Annotated in this window: 8 protein-coding genes; 5 read left to right on the plus strand and 3 right to left on the minus strand. The window is 72.2% G+C overall.

Annotated features, from left to right (window positions below):
• Positions 1-9: 9 nt before the first annotated feature.
• Complete coding sequence (locus ACZ60E_RS09785) at positions 10-2,997, minus strand: AfsR/SARP family transcriptional regulator (protein WP_469439264.1); 2,988 nt, start codon at positions 2,995-2,997, stop codon at positions 10-12.
• A gap of 173 nt (positions 2,998-3,170) precedes the next feature.
• On the opposite strand from ACZ60E_RS09785, the gene ACZ60E_RS09790 reads away from it, so the two are divergent.
• The 3 genes from ACZ60E_RS09790 to ACZ60E_RS09800 all read left to right on the plus strand — a co-directional run bounded on the left by ACZ60E_RS09790 (position 3,171) and on the right by ACZ60E_RS09800 (position 16,410).
• Positions 3,171-10,556, plus strand: a complete 7,386-nt coding sequence (locus ACZ60E_RS09790) for a SpvB/TcaC N-terminal domain-containing protein (protein WP_469439265.1) — start codon at positions 3,171-3,173, stop codon at positions 10,554-10,556.
• A 100-nt stretch (positions 10,557-10,656) separates the two neighbouring features.
• Positions 10,657-15,972 (plus strand): Tc toxin subunit A-related protein, encoded by a 5,316-nt coding sequence (locus ACZ60E_RS09795; RefSeq protein ID WP_469439266.1) that lies wholly within the window; start codon positions 10,657-10,659, stop codon positions 15,970-15,972.
• An 84-nt stretch (positions 15,973-16,056) separates the two neighbouring features.
• Positions 16,057-16,410, plus strand: a complete 354-nt coding sequence (locus tag ACZ60E_RS09800; protein WP_469439267.1) for a VOC family protein — start codon at positions 16,057-16,059, stop codon at positions 16,408-16,410.
• Between the two features lie 44 nt (positions 16,411-16,454).
• Here ACZ60E_RS09800 and ACZ60E_RS09805 read toward each other — a convergent pair whose 3' ends face one another.
• Positions 16,455-17,336 (minus strand): SDR family oxidoreductase, encoded by an 882-nt coding sequence (locus tag ACZ60E_RS09805; protein WP_469439268.1) that lies wholly within the window; start codon positions 17,334-17,336, stop codon positions 16,455-16,457.
• Positions 17,337-17,420: 84 nt separating this feature from the next.
• On the opposite strand from ACZ60E_RS09805, the gene ACZ60E_RS09810 reads away from it, so the two are divergent.
• The gene (locus tag ACZ60E_RS09810; RefSeq protein WP_469439269.1) at positions 17,421-17,999 is read left to right on the plus strand and encodes a TetR/AcrR family transcriptional regulator; all 579 of its coding nucleotides are present in this window, start codon (positions 17,421-17,423) and stop codon (positions 17,997-17,999) included.
• 159 nt (positions 18,000-18,158) lie between these two features.
• Here the strand turns inward: ACZ60E_RS09810 and ACZ60E_RS09815 are convergent, their stop codons facing one another.
• Positions 18,159-18,803: a TetR/AcrR family transcriptional regulator gene (locus tag ACZ60E_RS09815; protein WP_469439270.1), complete on the minus strand. Its 645-nt coding sequence runs from the start codon at positions 18,801-18,803 to the stop codon at positions 18,159-18,161.
• A gap of 249 nt (positions 18,804-19,052) precedes the next feature.
• Here ACZ60E_RS09815 and ACZ60E_RS09820 point away from each other — a divergent pair, with 249 nt between their 5' ends.
• Positions 19,053-20,936 carry an RICIN domain-containing protein gene (locus ACZ60E_RS09820; protein ID WP_469439271.1) on the plus strand — a complete coding sequence of 628 codons (1,884 nt, stop codon included), beginning with the start codon at positions 19,053-19,055 and terminating at the stop codon, positions 20,934-20,936.
• The last annotated feature ends 321 nt before the right edge of the window (positions 20,937-21,257 follow it).

Consider the following 21,257-nt stretch of genomic DNA (forward strand, 5'->3'; position numbering starts at 1 on the left):
CTCGCACGGCTACGAGGCGGAGGTCTCCGGCAACCCCCTCACGGGCACGGCCCCAACCGCCGGCTGCGGTGGCTGTTCCGGCGGTTCGAAGACCGGTTCGGCCCGTCCGCCGAGTCGGGTGCGGAGTTCGGTGCGGAGCGGGTCCGTGTCCGGGAGCGCCAGTTCGTCGGTGATGGTCAGGGCCCGTGTCCAGGCGGTGCGTGCGGCGTCGGGGCGGGCCGTGACGCGGTGGATGTCGCCCAGACACAGCAGACCGGCAGCCTCGCTCTGCCGGTCGCCGGTCCGGTGGAAGAGGTCGACGGCCTGCCGGTAGCAGTCGACGGCCTGGGCATGTCTGCCCAGGTGATGCTGGATGTAGCCGAGGCTGTCCCAGGTGTGGGCCTGCCCGTTGAGGTCTCCGGTCTCCTGGGCCAGTTCGAGGGCCTGCCGGCAGTGGACGAGGGCCTCGTGGTGGTCGCCGAGCTGGGCGTTGAGCCAGCCGATGTGGTTGAGGGCGGCGGACTGCCCGGCCCGGTCGGCGGCGGCCCGGTAGTGCTTGAGGCTGTGGCCCGCGTGGTCGAGCGCCTGCTGGGGGCTGCCCCGCGTGGCGGACATCCGTGCCAGGTGCTGGTGGGTACGGGCCTGTCCCGCGTCGCTGCCGAGTTCGGCGAACAGGTCGAGGGCGCGCAGGTAGTGGCCGCGGGCGTCCTCGCCGCGGTCCAGCCGGTCCTGGGCGAGCCCGAGTCCCCGGTGGGCACCGGCCCGGCCCGCGTGGTCGCCCTGCCGTCGTGCCGCTTCCAGGGCGCTCGTCTGGAGGGCGGCGAGCACCCGCCAGTACCCGTGCCGGTCGAGGAAGGTGGTGAGGGCCGCCGCGAGCTGCCAGCTGTGGCGGTCGAAGCCGCTCGCGCCGGCCTGCTCCACCGCGGCCACGAGCACGGTGTGTTCCGCGGCGAACCAGGCCTGTGCCTGCTCGTGGTCCGCGAGGGCCTCGGGGGCGGCGCCCGGCAGGGCGGGTGACAACGGGACCGGGTTGGGCTGCGGAGTCAGCAGGACGTCGGCGGTGTGGGCGGTGTGCAGATAGTGGTCGAGCAGCCGGTGCACCGCGGTGCGCCGGTCCTGGTCACTGTCGATGGTGTCGACCAGTTCGGCTGCGTACACGCGCAGCAGGTCGTGGAAGGTGTACCGGCCCGGCGCGTGTTCGGTGAGGAGGTGTCCGCCGACGAGTTCGGCCAGCAGGGCGGCGGCACGGCTCACCGGTATGCCGCCCAGCGCCGCGATGGCCGGCAGGGCCGCGTCGGGTCCCGGATGCAGGCCCAGCAGGCGGAACAGTCCGGCCGCCCCGGGGCTCAGCGCCTCGTAGGACCAGGAGAACACGGCGCGCACCCGGCTGGTCGCCTCTCCGCCGTCCAGGGCGTCGAGCCGGTGGTCGGCCCTGCGGAGTTCGTCGGCGAGCGCGGCGAGCGGGAACCGGGGTCGCGCCGCGGCGCGGGCTCCCACGATCGCGAGGGCCAGAGGCAGTCCCGCGCACCGGCCGACGATCTCCCCGACGGCGGCGTGTTCCGCGTTCATCCGGCTCACGCCCAGTCGGCCGGTCAGTAACTCGCGGGCCTGGCCGGACGTCAGCAGGTCGACGGTCAGCAGATGGGCGCCCTCGGCCACGGCGAGGCCGGTCAGCAGGCGCCGGCTGGTCACCAGCGCGAGGCAGCCGGGTGCTCCGGGCAGCAGCGGACGGACCTGTTCGGCGTCGCGGGCGTTGTCCAGCACCACCAGTACCCGCCGTCCGGCCAGCAGGCTGCGGTACAGGCCGGCCTGTGCCTCAAGGCCCACCGGGACGCGTGCCGGCGGCACCCCGAACGCGTCGAGGAATCCCCGTACCGCCTCCGCGGGGCTCATGACCGATCCGTCGGAGCCGAAGCCGCGGAGATTCACATACAACTGCCCGTCGGGAAAGGCTGGTTGGGCCCGTCGCGCCCAGTGCACGGCCAGCGCGGTCTTGCCCACGCCCGCGGTGCCCGACAGCGCCGAGATCACCACGGCCGACGGCTGGACCTCCGCCGACGTGAGGATCATGTCGAGTTGCGCCAGTTCGTCGCCGCGGCCGGTGAAACTCCGTACGCCCATGGGCAGTTGGGCGGGGATCGCGCCCGGCCACCGTGCTGTCGCCGGCGAGGGTTCCGACGGGGTCTCGGGCGAGGGGCGTGGCGGGAGGGACGCGTGGGGGGCGGGTTCGGAGGTCTGCCGGTGTGCCGTCCGCCGGGCGGGTGCGGGCGGGGTTCTTCGCAGGATGGTCCGGTGTGCGTCGCGCAGTCCCGGACCGGGGTCGGCGCCCAGTTCCTCGGCCAGCCGGCGTCTGACGGTGGCGAAGCGCTCCAGCGCCTCCGCGCCGCGGCCGGCCGCGTGCAGAGCGCGGATCAGGGTCTCGGCCAGGGGCTCCACCAGCGGGAACTCGTCGAGCAGATCGGTGAGCGGGCCGATCACGGTGACGGGATCGCCGACACGTGACTCGACGGCTGCCCATCCGACGGTGAGGTCCACGTACTGGCGCCGCCATGCCTCCCGTACCCGCTCCGCCCACTGTCCGCCGACGTCGGCGAGTGGTTCGCCGTGCCACAGGCGGAGCGCCTCGCGCAGCAGTGCCGCGCGGTCGTCGTCCGTGCGTCCCGTCTCCCGGGCCCGGTCGGCCAGCCGGCGGAAGCGGAGCACGTCCACCTGGTCCGGGGACGCCTCCAGCAGGTAGCCGCCCGACCTGCGTAACAGGCATAACTGGACGTCCCCGCCGTCGTTCGTGGTCTGCTCGCACAGGCGGCGGAGCCGGGCGATGTGCGCGTGCAGCGCCCGCCGGGCCCCGTCCGGAGGGCTCACGCCCCAGACCCGCTGGATCAGCACGTCGGCCGGCACGGGACGGCCGGCGTCCACCGCCAGCGCGGCCAGCACGGCCCTGCGCTGTGGCGGTCCGATCTCCACCGCCCGCTCCCCCGCCACAAGCTCGACCGGACCCAGCAGTCTCAGTTGAATCATGAGTCCGCACCCCCGCACCAGTTCTGCCCCACACACCCCACGCATGGTTCGCGCTGGGCGACAACCTATCGACAACGTTTCCACCCACACACGCAGCCCACGCTGACGAATCAGTTCGGTGTCCCGTCGATGGACGGCGGCGGCTGCCGAGGCTCGATCCAGGGGGAGGCACCATGACTTCTGCGGACACCGCGGACTCGACGGCGGCGGGTTCGGCGATCTCCTTGCCACAAGGGGGCGGCGCCGTCGGCGGGTTGGGCGAGAAGTTCGCGCCCGACCTGTTCACGGGGACGGGCAACATGTCCGTGCCGCTGGCGGTGCCCGCGGGGCGTCAGGGGGCGACGCCGTCACTGGCCCTCGGTTACAGCACCGGCAACGGGAACGGGCCGTTCGGGCTCGGCTGGCAGTTGGGGCTGCCGGCCATCTCGCGGAAGACGTCGCACGGCGTTCCGAGGTATGTCGATGCCGCCGGGCCGGGAGGCGACGACCCGGCCGATGTGTTCGTGCTGTCGGGTGCCGAGGATCTGGTGCCGGTCCTCGGCACGTATCCCGGCCGGGTGCGCTACCGGCCGCGTACGGAGGGGCTGTTCGCCCGGATCGAGCACGTCAGGGACGCGACGGGTGACTACTGGGAGGTCCGCGGCAAGGACGGTTCGCTCAGCAGATACGGAACACGGCGTCCCGCGGGAGCCACGGACACCTGGCGGGATCCGGCGGTGACCGCGGATCCTCGCGACGCGGGCCGCGTCTTCGGCTGGCAGCTGACCGAGACCGTGGACCCGCTCGGCAACCTGGTCCGCTACGTCCACCTCGCCGACGCGGGAACCGAACAGGGCAGGTCGTGGTCCCGGCCGCTGCTTGCGGGCATCTCCTACGCCGACTACGGCGACCGGGCCGACCCGTCGTTCCTGGTCTCCGTCGACTTCGTGTACGCGTCGCGCCCCGACCCGTTCTCCGACCACCGGGCGGGGTTCGAGGTGCGGACGTCCGTGCGCTGCGAGGTGATCCGGGTGACGACCCGTGCCGTGGACGGGGTGGCACGGGTGGCCCGCGAGTACCGGCTCGCCTACCGGCAGGCGGAGTTCAACGGGGTGTCACTCCTCGCGAGCGTGACCGAGGTGGGGATCGACGCGTCGGGGGCACCGGCACCCGCACCGGACCCGGCCTCCGCATCGGACCCGGCCTCGGCCTCCGCGGTGGTGCCGGAGGAACTGATGCCTCCCCTGGTCTTCGGGTACTCGGGCTTCGACCCGGGCGGGCGCAGGTTCTCCCCGGTGACCGGCCCCGGTTTCCCGGCCGCCGCACTGAACAGTCCCACCCTCGCCCTGGTGGACCTGCACGGCGCGGGCCTGCCCGACGTCGTGGAACTCGGCGCGGCGGCGCGGGTGTGGCGCAACGCGGGCGGCGGCCGGTTCGAGGCGCCCCGCTCGATGGCCGAGGCACCCCCGCTCTCGCTCGGGCAGCCCGGGGTGCGGTTCGTGGACGCCGACGGCGACGGCAGGCCCGACCTGTTCGCACCCTCGGCCGGCGCACCGGGCCCGGGCGGCGGCCCCGCCGCGGGCTACTTCCCGATGACCTTCGAAGGCGGCTGGAGCCGCCGCGGCTTCACCCGTTACCGGCAGTCCCCCGGTGTGGGCACCGCCGACCCGCAGGTGAGGATGGTCGACCTCGACGGCGACGGGCTGACCGACCTGGTGCGGTCGGGCACCCGCCTCCAGGCGTGGTTCAACGACCGTGATCCCCGCAGGGCCTGGCAGCGCACCGCGGTCGGCACCGGCGGCCCGCCCGTCGACCTCGCCGATCCGCGGGTACGGCTGGCCGACATGACCGGCGACGGGCTTCAGGACCTCGTGCTGCTGCGCAACGGGAACGTGGCGTACTGGCCGAACCTCGGGCACAACAGATGGGGCGCGCGGATCCGGATGCGCAACGCGCCCCGCCTGCCCGACGGTTACGATCCGCGCCGGGTGCTCCTCGGCGACGTCGACGGGGACGGCGCGGCCGACCTGCTGTACGTCGACAGCGGGCGGGTGCTGCTGTGGGGCAACCGGTCGGGCAACGGCTGGACCGAGACCCCGGTGGTCGTGCGCGGCACCCCGCGGGTGTCGGACACGGACGTGCTCGAACTGTCCGACCTGTTCGGCACCGGGATGGCCGGGCTGCTGCTGAGCCGGTCGACGGGTGTCTCCGGCGGGCCGCAGGCGCGTTTCCTGGACTTCACCGGCGGGGTGAAGCCGCATCTGCTCACCTCGATGGACAACAGCCTCGGCGCGGTCACCCGGGTCACGTACGCGCCGTCGACCCAGGAGTACCTGCGCGACTTCGCCGATCCGGCCACCCGCTGGCGCACGCCTCTGCCCTTCCCGGTGCACGTGGTGACGAGGACCGAGGTCGCCGACCGGATCTCGGGCGGCACACTGGCCACCGAGTACCGCTACCGCCACGGCTACTGGGACGGCGTCGAGCGGGAGTTCCGCGGGTTCGCGCAGGTCGAGCATGTGGACACGGAGACGTTCGGCGGGGCGACGGGCGCCGGTGTGCCGGAGGGCCACCACGCGCCGCCCGTGCTCACCAGAAGCTGGTTCCACTGCGGGCCCGTCGCCACCGACGAGGCGGGCGACTGGACCGAACTCGACCTGAGCCACGAGTACTGGCAGGGCGACACACCCATGCTGTCCAGACCGCCGGAACAGCTCGCGTTCCTGGCGGGACTGCCACGGGCGGCACGCCGTTCGGCGTTGCGCGCCCTGCGGGGGCAGCTGATGCGCACCGAGGTCTTCGCGCTGGACCACGGCCCGCTGTCCGACCGGCCCTACACGGTGACGGAGAACCTGTCGGGTGTACGGGAGGAGTCGGGCGCAGCGGGGTCGGTGGCCGGGGCAGGCGCCGGGGAGCCGGGCGTACGGGGCGAGGAGACGGACGGGACCTCGGACCGGCAGCGGATCTTCTTCCCGTTCTCGCTCGGCACGCGCACCACGCGGTGGGAGCGCGGCCCCGAGCCGATGACGCAGTTCGCCTACCCCACCGGGTACGACGCGTACGGGTTCGCGACCGGGGAGATCTCCGTGGCCGTGCCGCGCGGCCGCGACCCGCTGGCGGTCGCCGCGGCGACGCCGATGCCCGAGCCCTACCTGGCCACGTACGCCACCACGGAGTACGCCCGCCGGGACGACACCGGCCACTACCTCGTCGACCGGGTCGCGAGGACGACGAGCCACGAGGTCGTCAACGACGGCCGTCTGCCGGTGCCCGCCCTGCGGGACGCGGTCCTGGCCGGCCCGGCGCAAGGAACCGGGACCTCGCTGCGCGTGATCGGCCACACCCGTACGCACTTCGACGGTGAGGCGTTCGTCGGGCTGGCCCTCGGCGTGCTGGGCGAGTACGGCCTGCCGACGCGCACCGAGTCCCTCGCGTTCACCGACGCCTTCCTCGACGACCTGTACCAGGCCGGCGACCCCCTCGCGGCCGGGCCGCGGCCGGCCTTTCTGGGCCCCGGACCGGTGACCGGGTGGCCGGCGGAGTATCCGGCCGAGTTCCGTACCGCACTGCCGGACCTGGCCGGGTACCGGCGGTACGCCGACGGCGACGTGCCCGGATCGCCGGGCGGCTTCTACGTCGTGTCCGGCCGCCACCGCTACGACGTCCACGTGCCGGGCCGTGTGCCGCGCGGCATGCCCGTCGCCACCCTCGATCCGCTCGGCGCGCAGAGCACGATCGACCACGACGCGCACGACCTGCTGGCGGTCCGCACGGTCGACGCCGCGGGCCTCGCGGTCTCGGCGGTCATCGACTACCGGGTGCTGCGACCGCGCGAGGTGACCGACGTCAACGGCAACTCCACCTCGGTGGAGTTCTCCCCGTCCGGGCTGGTGACCGCCCAGTACGTGCGGGGCAAGAACGGTGAGGGCGACCGCGACGCGCCGGGGGTGCGCACGGTCTACGACCTGCACGCGTTCGCCGGGCGCGGCCGGCCGGCCTCCGTGCGCAGCGTCCGCCGGACGCACCACGACACCGAACCCGACGTCGCCGCCGACCGGCGTGACGAGGTGATCGTGTCGGTGGTGTACTCCGACGGTTTCGGCCGGGTGCTGCAGACCCGGTCCCAGGCCGAGGACACCCTCTTCGGCGACCCGGCCCACGGCGGCAGCACCGTCCCGGCAGGCGACCTCACGCCCGTGGGCGACTCGACGGGCCGGACCAGGGCGCCGGAGAGCCCGGACAACGTCGTCGTGTCCGGCTGGCAGGTGTACGACAACAAGGGCCGCGCGGTGCGGAAGTACGAGCCGTTCTTCTCCACGGGGTACGACTACGCGCCGCCTTCCGACGCTCAGCTCGGTCAGCGGGCGAGCATCTTCTACGACCCGTGCGGACGGGTCGAGCGCACGGTGCACCCGGACGGCAGCGAGCAGCGGATCGTCTTCGGCATCCCGGCCGACCTCGCGGATCCGGACCGCAGCCTGCCGACGCCGTGGGAGACCCACACCTACGACGCGAACGACAACGCCGGGCGCACCCATCCGGCGCAGGCACGGTCCTACGAGGGGCACTGGAACACTCCGGCCGGCGCCGAGACCGACGCGCTCGGCCGCACGGTCACCGCGGTCGCCCGCAACGGCCGGGGGGCGGCCGACCGGTTGACCACCCGCTCCGCGTACGACATCCAGGGCAACCTGGTGGCGGTCACCGACGCACTGGGCAGAGTGGCGTTCCGGTACTCCTTCGACCTGGCCAAGCGGCGCTGGCGGACGGACAGTCTCGACGCGGGCCGCCGCGACACCGTCCCCGACGCCCTGGGGAACGTGGTCGAGAGCCGCGACAGCAAGGGCGCCGTCACCCTGGGCGCGTTCGACCTGCTGCGGCGGCCGACCCGGGTCTGGGCCAGGGACGATGCCGTCGACGCGGTCACCCTGCGGCAGCGCGTCGACTACGGCGACGGCGGCTCGCCCGCCCAGCGCCCCGCCGAACGGGACGGCGCCCGCGGTCGCAACCTGCTCGGCCGGGCGGTCCTCCACCGGGACGAGGCCGGTCAGGTCGCCACCGGCTCCGTCGACTTCAAGGGCAACGTGGTGCAGAGCACCCGCACGGTGATCGCCGACGCGCCCCTCCTGGCCACCTACGAGCGGGCGGCGGCGACGGGCTGGCAGGTGCAGCCGTTCCGGGTCGACTGGACACCCGCGGCCGGCCAGACCCAGGCTCAGCGCGACGCGCAACTGCTGGAGCCGGCCTCCTACGTCACGTCCGCCCAGTACGACGCCCTGAACCGGGTCAAGAGGTGCTTCCTGCCCACCGACGCGGAGGGCAACCGGCATGTGCTCTACCACACCTACGACCGTGCGGGAGCGCTGGAGCAGGTGCAGCTCGACGGCACCGTGCACGTCAGACGCATCGCCTACGACGCCAAGGGCCAGCGTTCGCTGATCGCCTACGGCAACGGTGTGATGACCCGTTACGCCTACGACCCGTACACGCTCCGGCTGGTGCGGCTGCGCAGCGAGCACTACGTCGTCGTCGACGCGACGACCTACCGGCCGACGGGGCCCGCCCTTCAGGACATCGGCTACGACTACGACCTGGCCGGCAACCTCACCACCCTGCGCGACCGCACTCCCGGCAGTGGTGTCCCCGGAAACCCCGAAGCACTGACCGCAGCCTCACCCCAGCTGCGCGCCCTGCTCGGCAGCGGCGACGCCCTGGACCGGCGCTTCACCTACGACCCCGTCTACCGGCTGCTGACCGCCACCGGCCGTGAACAGCAGGCACCGCAGGCCGGGGACCCGTGGATCGATCTGCCGCGCGGCACCGATGCCACCAGGGCCCAGGCCTGTGCCGAGAGCTACCGCTACGACCCCGTCGGCGGCATCGTCCGACTCGTCCACACCGGAACCGGCGGTTTCACCCGGGAGTTCACCGCCACGGCCGACAGCAACAAACTGCGCCGGATGACCGTCGGGTCGCTGCCGTACGACTACGCCTACGACCTCAACGGCAACCTGACCGCCGAGACGACCAGTCGGCGCTTCGCCTGGAACCACGCCGACCGGCTCGCCGCCTTCGCCACGCAGACACCGGGCGCCGAGCCCTCGGTGCACGCCCACTATCTGTACGACGCCACCGGGCAGCGGGTGAAGAAGCTGGTCCGCCGGCAGGGCGGTGCCGTCGAGGTGACCCACTACGTGGACGACGCCTTCGAGCACCGTCGCTGGACCGGGACGCAGTCCGGCACGAACAACCACGTCCATGTCATGGACGAGCACCAGCGGGTCGCCCTCGTCCGGATCGGCGCGGCCCACCCCGACGACCGCGGCCCGGCCGTCGCCCTGCACCTCGCCGACCATCTCGGCAGCAGCACCACCGTCGTGGACGGCACCGGCGCACTCGTCAACCGCGAGGAGTACACGCCGTACGGCGAAACCGGTTTCGGCAGCTACGCCCGCAAGCGGTACCGCTTCACCGGCCGGGAACGCGACGAGGAGAGCGGGCTGGGCCACCATCGGGCCCGCTTCTACGCACCGTGGCTGGCCCGGTGGACGTCCTGCGATCCGCTCACCTCGCCGCACGGCGCGTCGAGCTACGGGTACGTGTCGAACAACCCGATGGGACTGGTCGACCCCGACGGCTCCGACGACAGGAAACCGCCCGGTCAGGGCGGGGCACCGGCCACGTCGGCGAAAGCGGCGGACGGCCCCGCGGGGTCGATGCGGGAGGAGGACATCCCCTACCAGAAGGGGGTCGGCGGATTCTTCGCCTCGATCGCCGTCGGGGGGCGGGGGCCTGCGGGCAACCGGCGCTACGACAGCCTCGGTCCGGATCAGACCTTCGCGCGCGAGCTGATGGACAAACAGTGGGGTTGCACGCTCTGCCACGTCACCACTCAGGTGTGGAACACCTGGGGGGCGAGCGGCGTCGATCCGGGGAACGGCCTCCCTCTCGACTGGACGATCAACACCGGTGGTTTCGAACGCTTCGCCCGCATGAGCATGTACTCGCGAGCCGTCGTGGAGTCCGCACTGGGTGCCAGGACCCTGGTGGACGGTTTCTCCGGGATGCGGTCGCCACGGCCGGCCAGCACCTCCACCGCGGCGCCCACGACTGCCGCGCCCGCCGCCGCGCAGCCGCCCGTGGCGACCATCACCTACACGTCCGCGATGGCGAGCGCCCCGAGCGACGCCCAGTTCGGGCGGTTCAACATCGAATGGGCGCAGACCGACGGGCCGCTGATCCGCGGTCAGCGACTGCCGAACGACGGCGCGCTGCGCAGGACCGCCCGGAACCACATGGACAGGAGCGGCTTCGACAGGACCGGGCTGCAGGCCATGCACCCGCTCGACTCCGTGGCCAACAAGTACCTGACTCCGGGCGGACCGGTGGGGACCACCTACTACTTCGGCGACGCGCGGGTCAACGCCTCCTTCGGCTCGCAGCTGGGCAACGAACTGAACCGGCTCGGTGTGCGGCCCGGCGACAGCTTCACCGTCAGGTTCGTGGGTTTCCCCAGCTACGCCACCGTCCCGCCGACGGCACCGCCGTCCAGCCCGCCCAATCTCAGGGGGCGTCGCTAGTGCCGCGGCACCAGGGCGCCTCCGACAGACCCGCGCGCACCGCCGCCCGGTGCGCGATCCGACGCGTGAACAACGTGAACAAGAAGACGGGGAGACAGACGTGAGCGTCACCGTACAGATCACCGGGCCGGCCGCGAACGCGGTGGTGCGGCGCACGATCACCGTGACCGCCCAGGTGAACGGGATCATCGCGCCGAGCGGCGAGCACGACGCCTACCACACGCTCGACAGTGTCCTGATGTCCGTCCCGGGGCTGGTCGCGGTGAGCGCGACCAACGTGGGCGGGGTCTGGACCGCACAGGTTCCGCTGCCCGGCTTCACCTCGCCCGGCTCCCAGGTCGTCGTCACCGTGACCGCCCACTGCCATTCCGTCTACTGGGAGGAGCCGTGGCCCGAGCGCTACCCGGGTCTGTGGATGATCAACTCGGTGCCGTTCAGCAGCTCCCAGACCGTCCAGGTGCAGGCGGCCTCCCCACCGGCCTTCACCTGGTCGTCGCCCGCCGCCGGGAGCACGGTCGACCTGTTCGAGGGAAGCGGGCAGATCACCGCCCGGTTCGATGTGACCCGCGCCCAGATCGCGCCGCTCACCATCACCATCACGCGGGACGACACGCCCCTGCCCGTGGCATCGGCCGGCGTCGCCTCCTACCAGATACCGGTCAGTCTGCTGCCCATGCCGCTCGGGGCGCGGTCCGTGACCATCACCTGTACCGATCCCGACGGCCTCACCACGACACAGACCCGCACGTTCACCGGGCGTGACGCCTCGCCGCCGAACCTCCAGGTCTCCCCCGTCACCGTGTTCGGTGACGGCAGGGGCGCCGCCACGGCGCCTCTGCAGGGGACGGCTCCCGACGCGCAGAGCGGTATGACGGGCGGCAGCGCCAAGGTGGAGTGGGCGCTGTCCCCCACCGGCACCAGGACCCTGGCGAAGCCGGGCCCGGGCAACGACTTCAGGAACTGGAGCGCGGACGTCCCGCTGACCGGGTTCGGCGCGCACACGGTCTATCTGTGGGCGACCGACACCGCGGGCAACGTCTCCGCCAAGGACGTACAGGCCACGGTGATCAGCTCGTACGTGCCCGAGACCCTGGAGCAGCGGCTGGACGAGCGCGAGTATCTCGCCGCGCTGCTGTCCTTCGCGCACGAGCAGGTCAATGTGCCCGGTCCGCCCGCCGCGCCGCTGGACACCGCCACCCTGGTGGCGGCGCTCGGGCAGCCGCTCGACCGGCTCAGCCAGCCTCTGTCGGCCGAGGCCGACCTGGGCGGCCACGAGGTCAACCAGCTGCGGATACCCGTCGAGCTCCTGCGGGCCCGCATCGCGGCCACGAACACGCCCACCACACCCGGTTCCGCCCTGGAACAGGAGTACCGCGGCACGGCCTACGCGTCCCTGCTCGCCGCCGCCGGGACCTCGTACGCGGAACTGCGGCTGGTCCGGGGCGCCGACGCCACGATCCGCCGGGCGCTCGCCGACCGGCTCGGCATCCGGCTCAGGGCGACGGCACCCGACGAACTGGACCAACTGCTCATCGACGGCCCCGCCCTCACCGAGGCCGGGCTGGAGACACTGTTCGGCCTGCCCTCGACGACCACGTCCGATCCGCTGCGTGTCCCCGGTGTGCCGCTGCTGCTCGGCTGGCGGCTGTCCGCCCAGTCGCTCGCCTGGGCCGGACAGGACCAGCACCCCGATGCGCCCAGGGCTTTCGAAGTGCTCGCCGATCCCGATGTGATCGACGCGGGCGACGTCATCGGCGGGCCTGCGGGCGACCCCGTCCGCAAGCTGCTGACCGACCGGGCGCAGGCCCTCTCCGCGTACCGCGCGACGCTGTCCGCGCTCAGGACGGGCAGGACACCGGCGGCGGCCCTCACCGCGATGCTCACGCTGGCGCAGCCCGGCCTCGATCTGGCCGCCCTGGCCGCCCAGGACGCGCAGGGTGCCGACATCGGCGGCGCCCTCGCCGCCCGGGGTCTGACCCGGGACGGCTTCCTGTATCTGAGGCGGCTGAGCGCGCTGGCCGGCTCCGGCACGGTCACCTCGGCCGAGTGGGACGACGGCCTGGCCGTCCTCACCGGTGCGTACAAGCGCCGGCAGCTGTACCCGGACTGGCTGGCGGCGGAGTCGGGTTTCGTGCTCTCGCCTGACTTCTTCGTCACCGGCGGCACGGGGCCCACGCCCGGCCCGTACCGCTCCGAGGGCGGGGCCCGTGCCGCCTGGCAGTCCGTGCTGCGCGCCAGGATCGCCCAGCGGGAGGCCCTCGGTGAGGCCGACGCGCAGGCCGTGGCCGACGCCGAGCAGGCCGCGCTGCCGATCCTGCGCGACGCGCTGCTCGCCGACCTCGCCGCCACGACCACGGCGGCGGACGAGGTGGGTGAGTCGATGTCGGCGCGGTTCTTCGTCGACATGCTCGCCGGCGGGACCCTGCGCACGACCCGTATCGGGCAGGCGGTCGAGAGCGTGCAGTCACTGCTCTCGGCGAAGCGGTCGGGCGAGCTGACCCAGGACCACCCCGCGGCCGGCTGGACGTTCAAGAACGGACCCGAGACGTTCGCCGCCGCCTGGGCCTGGCTGGGTGAGCAGGGCACCTGGCAGGCGGCCACCACGGCCTTCCTGTTCCCCGAGCGGCATCTCGACCCCACCCTGCTCGTGCCGAGCACCCGGACGATGACACCGGGCACGCCGACGCTGCCGCTGGACATCCTTTTCGCGCAGGTCAGCGGGCCGGGAGCCACGTTCACCGCCGGCACGGCCGTCAAGCTGGCGGCCGAGTACCTGACGGCGAAGAGGATCACCCTCCCCGCCCCGTACACCTATCTCGATCCGCAGCGCAGGGCCGCCCACCAGACCGCTCTCGCGGCCGTGTCGAGCGGGATCGAGACCGTGCCGAACACCGGGCACGCCGACAACCGGGAGATCTTCTGGGCCGTGCCGATGCTCCTCGCGCAGCGCCTTCAGGCGGCCGGGGACTACCGGGCGGCGCTCGACTGGTACTGGATCGTCCTGCCGTACGACCTCACCTCGCCGACCTCCGTCTACAGCCGTATCAACAGCGAGACGCTGTCCAGCCCCGATCTGACGTTCCCGGCCACATGGACGGCGAATCTCGACCCGTTCGCGCTGGCGGACTCGGCGTCCGCGAAGCGTCCCAAGCCCCACACCCGGTACACCCTGCTGTCGATCATCAGATGTCATCTCGACTACGCCGACGCGGAGTTCACCCGGGAGACCGACGAATCGGTCGCGCACGCCCGTACCCTCTACGTCGCCGCCCGCCGGCTGCTCGGCTCCGCGGCCCTGGTGCCGCAGACGCCGACGAACCTCGGTGAGCCGGCGCTGCCGATCCCGGAGGTCCGCACCCTGCGCACCAGGGTGGACATGCAGCTGGCCAAGCTCCGCCAGGGCCGCAACATCGCGGGCATGCCACGCACCCAGGGCCTCGCGGCCGCGACGGTGGGCCGGCCGACGCCGTACCGCTTCAAGGTGCTGCTGGAGCGGGCCGGGCAACTCGCCGCCCAGGCCGCCCAGATGGAGGCCGGCTACCTCTCCGCGCTGGAGAAGTACGACGACCGCAATCTGCGCGTCTACGACGCCCTCAAGGCGGTCGATCTGAGTGCGGCGCAGGCCCGGGTGGCGCTGAGCCGGGTCGACGAGGCCAACGACGCCGTCACCGCCGCCACGGCGCAGTTCACGAAGGCCGAGACCATGGCCGACTCCTTCGGCGCCGCTCTCGACTCACCCACGAACAAGTACGAGCAGGACCTGCTGGACAACTACGGCGAGATGCGTGACATCAGGGATGCGATCACCGTGGCGGACACGGCCCTCGCCATCGCGCAGGCGGCGTCGTCCGGGGCCAGCCTGATGGACGCGATCTTCAGCGGTGGCGCCCGGCAGGCCCTCGCCATCTCGATGAGCGCGACCGCGGCCGTCAAGGGTGCCTTCCAGCTCCAGCAGAACAATCTGGAGGCGCAGATACAGGCCGATCAGCTGCGGGCCGGCATCGAGCAGCGCAAGGACGAGTGGCGGCGACAGCAGGTGGCCGCCCAGCAGGACATGCAGATCGCCGCCGCGCAGATCACCGTGGCCGACGACCAGGTCACGATCGCCGAGCGGGAACAGGCTGTCGCGACGCTCCAGCACGCCCAGGCGACGGCCACCCTGACCTTCCTCAACGGCCAGTTCACCAACGCCGACCTGTACCTCTGGATGAGCAACACCCTCGGCGGGGTGTACCGGTACTTCCTGCAGCAGGCCACCGCGACGGCCCGGCAGGCGCAGGCCCAGCTCGCCTTCGAGCGGGCGGAACCCGCCCGGGTGCTGATCCGCCAGGACTACGGCCAGTCGCCGGCCGAGATGACCTCGAACGCCGGTCCCGACCGGCGGGGCCTCACCGGTGCGGAACAGCTCGCCCAGGACCTGGCCCGGCTCGACGAGTACGCCTTCAGCTCCGCGCGCCGGCGCCTGAACCTCTCGCAGACGTTCTCGCTGGCCCGTCTGATGCCGGTGGAGTTCCTGGAGTTCCGCCGTACGGGCACGCTCGCCTTCACCACTCCCACGGCCCTGTTCGACAGCGACTTCCCCGGCCACTACCTCCGGCTGGTCCGTCAGGTGCGCACCAGCCTCGTCGCGCTGGTGCCGCCGGACCGGGGAATCCGCGCCACGCTCCACTCCAACGGCATCTCCAGGGTCACCACCGGCCGGGACGGCACGTTCCAGGAGGTCGTGGTGCGCAGTGATCCGGGGGTCGTCGCCCTGACGTCCCCGGTCAACGCCAGCGGGGTGTTCGAGCTCGACGCCCAGTCGGACATGCTGCTGCCGTTCGAGGGCAGCGGTGTGGACACCAGCTGGGAGTTCCGGCTGCCGCCCGCCGCCAACCCGCTCGACTACTCCACCATCGTCGACCTGCTGGTCACGGTGGACTACACGGCGGCGTACGACGACACCTACCGCGAGCAGGTGGTCACCCGGCTCAACGCCGACCGGGACCGTGGCGCCGACTGTGTGTTCAGCCTGGCGAGGGACTTCCCCGACCAGTGGTACGACCTCAACAACCCGGCCGACCCCGCCGCGCGATCGGTCACGCTCCCACTGCGCGACGTCGACTTCCCGGCCGGGATCGAAGGGCTCACCACGGCGGCGATCGCCGTTCGGCTGTCGAGCGACGCACCGGTTCCCGACACGGCGATCTCCCTGTCCCACGGAGCAAGTGACGGCACGGCGACGGCGACCAACGGCGTCGCCGGCACCCGGCGGGGCAATGCCGCGGCCTGGAACGGATGCCTGGGGACCGGCCCGGCGGGTGACTGGCGGCTGAGCTTCGGCGCGGGCGCCAGGGCGTTGTTCGAGTCGGGCGCGCTCGACGACATCCTGCTCGTCGTGAGCTGGACGGGGGAGGCACCCGCCTGGGCGCTCTGACCGGCCCGTCTCCGCATCGACCCCGTCGAACACAGTCACAGTCCGTGCCGCCGCCCTGCGCAGACCTCCTGGCAGGATGGCGGCATGGAACGTGTGCTTGGAATCGGTGGACATTTCCTGCGGGCCGCCGACCCGGCGGCCCTGAGCGCCTGGTACCGCGACTGCCTGGGCCTGGACGCCGACGACAACGGCCTGTGGCATCAGGAGGCCGGGCCGACGGTGTTCGCGGCGTTCGAGGCGGACACCGACCACTTCGGGTCCCGCACCCAGCAGAGCATGCTCAACTTCCGGGTCCGCGATCTGGACGCGATGCTCGCGCAGCTGCACGCCAAGGGCGCGGACGTGGCCCAGGAGACACAGGACATGGAGGGCGTCGGCCGGTTCGGCTGGGTGACCGACCCGGAGGGCAACCGGCTCGAACTGTGGCAGCCCGCTTGACGGCGCCTTCCCGGTGACCACGGCGCCCCCCTTGCCGCCCCTGCTCAGGGCTGGATGTTCTCCAGGTCCTGGAGAAGGGCCGGGTGCTTCGGTTCCCAGTCGAGTGCCTGCCGGGTCCGGGCGCTGGAGGAGGGCTGGTCGGTGGCGAAGATCGGGCCGAGCGGACCGTACGTCTCCTGCGGTACCGGCTCCACCGGCAGGCCGAGCCGCCTGCCGATGACCGCGGCGATGTCGCGCACCCGGTCGCCTTCGTCGGCCACGGCGTGCCACGCGGATCCGGCCGGCCCCCGCTCCAGAGCGAGCCGGAAGAGGGTGGCCGCGTCGAGTGCGTGCACCGCCGGCCACCGCTGGGTGCCGTCGCCCGGGTAGCCGGACACCCCGGTCCGGCGCGCGGTCTGGGTCAGCAGTCCGGCGAACCCGCCCGCGCCCTGGTGGTGCACCGTGCGAGGCAGGCGTACGGCCGTGCTGCGTACCCCTCGTGCGGCCAGGTCCAGGATCGCCATGACCGTGCGACCGCGGCCACCCACCGGGCCGTCGGTCGGCAGCGGGTCGGCCTCGGTGGAGGCACGGCCCGGCACCCACGGCGTACCGGAGACGGTGACGAGGGGGCGGTCGCTGCCCGTGAGTTCCTCGCCGAGGGTGGTCAGAGCGGTGGTCTCCTCGGCGACCGCGGCGGCGAGGGCTTCGGGACTGCTGAAGTCGTTGCGGAACGCCAGGTGGATCACTCCGTCGGTCCGGGCGACGCCGGTCCGCAGGACGTCCAGGTCGGCGAGACCTCCCCGAAGCGGCTCGGCGCCGGCTGCCTCGGCGGCCCGCGCCGACGCGTCGGAACGGGTGAGCGCAAGGACGGTGTGGCCGTTGTCGAGCAGTTCGGCGACGACCGCGGTACCGATCAGGCCGGTGCCGCCGGTGACGAAAACGCGCATGGAACTCTCCCGGAAGTGATGGGACTCTTGTCCCGTCACTGTACAGGGTGATGGGACAAGAGTCCCGTCACGTATGATCGGCACATGGGTCGATGGGAACCGGGCGCACGCGAACGCCTCGTCATGGCGGCCGTCGATCTGTTCATCGAGCAGGGATACGACGCCACGACGGTCGCGCAGATCGCCGAGCGCGCCGGAGTCACCAAGAGCACGTTCTTCCGGCACTTCCCCGACAAGCGCGAGCTGCTGGTCGCCGGGCAGGAGACGCTGAGCCGACTGCTGACCGAGGGCATCGCCGAGGCACCCGGTACGGCCAGCCCGCTGGAGGCGGTCGCCGCCGGACTTGAGCGGGCCTCGGGCGCGATGGGGCCCATGAACCGCGAGCTGGCCCCACGGCTGAAGGCGGCCGTCGCCGCCAGCACCGAACTGCAGGAACGCGACGTCCTCAAGAGTGTCAGCCTCGCGGCCGCGATGGCGACGGCCCTGACCGCCCGCGGCGTCCCGGGCCCGACAGCGGCCCTCGCGGGCGAGCTGGGCATGCTGGCCTTCAAGCGGGGGTTCGCCGAATGGTCCGAGGGCGACCGAGACGTCGAGGACGAACTGGCGGGATACACCCTCAAAGCGCTCGACGAACTGCGTGCGGCGAGCGCGACGCTGGGCTGAACCGGGTGGGCCCGACACACGGGTTCCGACACATGGGTTCCCACGCCCGGCTTCCGACGCCCGGGTTCCGGCACTCAGGTTCCCTCACCCGGTACGCGTCTGCCGCCCCGGCCGTGATCTCGACGGCCGCGGGACCCCTCGGCCCGGCGCCGTGAACGGTTACGGCGTCAGCCGGGCGAGGACCCCGTCGATGACCAGTTCCGTCGAAGCCGCCATGTCGACCGCCGCCGGGTCGAGGAGCCATTGGATCTGGAGGCCGTCCATGACGGCGATGATCGCGTTGGACGCGATCATCGCGCGCTCCGCGTCCGCCTCGCCGTCGCCCAGCCGGCACGTCTCGGTGAGGGCGTCGGCGACGAAGCCGCGCAGACCGGCGTAGCGGCTGCGGAAGTAGCCCTGGACCGGGTGGTCGTCGGTGACGGACTCCGCGGAGAGCACGGCGTAGAGCCGGACGATGCCCTCGCGTTCGGCGTTGCGCCGGGCGGTCTCGACGAGGTGGTGCAGGAAGCGCAGTCCTTGCGGACGCTCGGTGCCGAGTTGCTCGATGTCCGTGTCGTCGCGCAGTTCGAGCACGCTGGTCAGCAGCAGCGACTTGGAGCGGAAGTAGTGCAGGACGCCGGCCTGGGTGAGGCCCGCCCGCTCCGCGATCTCCGCCAGGGAGGCGTTGTGGTAGCCGCGCGCCGCGAACGTGTCCATCGCGATGTGCAGGATGTCCTGCTGGCGCTGTCGGGCTTCGGGGCTGCGGGGGACGCGGGGCCTGTCACGGGCTCCCCGGGCGGCTCGGCCTACCGACTGGTCAGTCACGCGCTCACCATACGCTCCGCCGCCGGGCCCAGGAATGATCTCGCCCAGGCTCCGTACAGGGTGATGCAGACCACTTACTAAGTGTTTAGTAAGTGTGTTTTCATGGCGCCGTCGTTCCGCCTCGCCACGCCGGCCCGGCGGCACGCGTGCACTACCCCTTCGAACCCCGGCCGGCTCGCCGTCTCCCTGACCACGCGGCGGGACGGCCGGGGTCCCCCACGTGTCACCGACCGAAGGAGAGCCGCACCCGTGTCACATCTCCGAAGAATCCGCTCGCCACGGGCAGGGGTCGCCGCCGCCCTGACCCTGGCCCTCGCCGCCGCCGGGCTCGGGCTCACGGGCGGCGGCACCGCACACGCCGCCGACCCGGTCGCCCAGGTCTGGGTGACCACCGGGGACGGGGCCCGCAAGCTCAGCTCCGACGGCACCCTCACCTTCAACAGCTCGCCGCAGGGCACCGACGTACGCATCGACGGCAACCAGCGCAGCCAGCGCTACACCGGCGCCGGCGCCTCGGTCACCGGGGCATCCGCGCGCCTCGTACAGGGGCTCCCGGCGGACCGGCGCAACGAGTTGATGCGCTCGCTGTTCTCCACCTCGGGCGACGGAATCGGCCTGTCGTACCTGCGCCAGCCGCTCGCCAGCACCGACTTCGACGCCTCCAACAGCCCGTACTCCTACGAGGACACCCGCGGGCAGTTCTCCATCGACCGCGACAAAGCCGAGATCATCCCCGTCGTCAAGCAGGCCCTCGGCGTCAACCCGTCCATCCGGTTCATGGGGACGCCCTGGTCGCCGCCCGCCTGGATGAAGACGAACAACTCGCTCAACGGTGGCAGCCTGCGGACCGAGAACTACGGCGACTTCGCCGACTATCTGGTCAAGGCGATCAGGGCGTACGGCCAGGAGGGCATCACCCTCACCGATCTCACGGTGCAGAACGAGCCGGAGAACCCGACGAGTTACCCCTCGATGTCGATGAGCTCGGCACAGCAGGCCGACTTCATCCGGGTCCTGGACCAGCGGCTGACCGCGGCCGGGCTGCCGACGAACCTCCTCGCCTTCGACCACAACTGGGACCGCCCCAACTATCCCCTCGACGTGTTCTCCCGCACGAGCGGGATCAACCGGGTCATCGGCGCCGCCTTCCACTGCTACGCCGGCAATCCCACCGCCCAGCAGCAGGTCCAGAGCACCGGCAAGCGCGTCTTCTTCACCGAGTGCTCCGGCACCGACAGCGACAACACGGCCAACACCTTCGCCGACAGCCTGCGCTGGCAGGCCGAGAACCTCGTCGTGCAGAACATGCGCAACGGCGGCGAGACCGTGGTGACCTGGAACCTCGCCCTCAACCAGAGCGGCGGCCCGCACCAGGGCCTGTGCGGCACCCGGTGCAACGGCGTGGTGGAGATCGCGAACGGCAACGTCACCCGGGGCGCGGAGTACTACTCGCTCGGCCACATCAGCAAGTTCGTCAAGGTCGGCGCCACCCGGATCGGCTCCACCAGCCCGGGAGGCGGCATCCAGAACGTCGCCTTCCAGAATCCGGACGGCACCCGCGTCGCGTACGTCGTGAACACCGGCGGCACGCAGCGCTTCTCCCTCACCGACAACGGCCGCTCGCTGGCCTACACCCTGCCGGGCGGCGCGGTCGCGACCTTCGTGTGGAACCCGTCCGGGAGCGAACCGACCGGTCCGATCGACACCAGTGCCTGGTACCGGGTGGCGAACACCAACAGCGGGGCCTGCCTGGACGCCACCGACTGGGGCACCGCCAACGGCACCTTGCTCCAGCAGTGGTCCTGCGGTGACGGCGCCAACGAGAAGTGGCAGTTCCGCTCCACCGGCGACGGCTATTACCAGGTCGTCAACCAGCACAACAACAAGGCCTGGGACGTGGACGGCGGCTCCGGCGCGACCGCGGACGGCGTCAAAGTCCATCTGTGGGACTACACGGGCGGCACCAACCAGCAGTGGCGTGCCGAGTCGGTGGCCTCCGGGCAGTACCGCTTCGTGGCCCGGCACAGCAACAAGTGCCTCGCCGTCGACGGGTCGTCCACCGCCAACGGCGCGAAGCTCTCCCAGCAGACCTGCTCGGGCGCGGCGGCCCAGTCCTTCCGCCTGACCTCCTGATCCACCGCCCGGCACAGCGGGCGACGGCCACGTACGGCCGAGCTGAGCGTTCCTGCGTGCCGACGGCACGAGCGCACCGTCGCGGCGAGGCCCGTACCGATCTCACGGTACGGGCCTCGCCGCACGTCCACGGCTCCCTCCGCGTTGCCTCCGATCCGCAAACCGCCTGCTCATCCCCTGTTTCCCGGCAGCGCGCACCGCGGGCAACAGGAAACCCGTCGACCCCGGTCGAGCAGAGAGGCAACTCTGTGTGCATCAGCACAGGGCATGTCCTGCTGAGGGGAGATCTGGGCCATGAGACGTGCGCTCATGTCTTGGTGC

It is taken from the genome of Streptomyces sp. NPDC102514, assembly GCF_055584525.1.

Coding starts and splice junctions, on each gene's coding strand:
- ACZ60E_RS09785 (WP_469439264.1), bottom strand. CDS start 2,997: ATGATTCAACTGAGACTGCTGGGTCCGGTCGAGCTTGTGGCGGGGGAG.
- ACZ60E_RS09790 (WP_469439265.1), top strand. CDS start 3,171: ATGACTTCTGCGGACACCGCGGACTCGACGGCGGCGGGTTCGGCGATC.
- ACZ60E_RS09800 (WP_469439267.1), top strand. CDS start 16,057: ATGGAACGTGTGCTTGGAATCGGTGGACATTTCCTGCGGGCCGCCGAC.
- ACZ60E_RS09805 (WP_469439268.1), bottom strand. CDS start 17,336: ATGCGCGTTTTCGTCACCGGCGGCACCGGCCTGATCGGTACCGCGGTC.
- ACZ60E_RS09810 (WP_469439269.1), top strand. CDS start 17,421: ATGGGTCGATGGGAACCGGGCGCACGCGAACGCCTCGTCATGGCGGCC.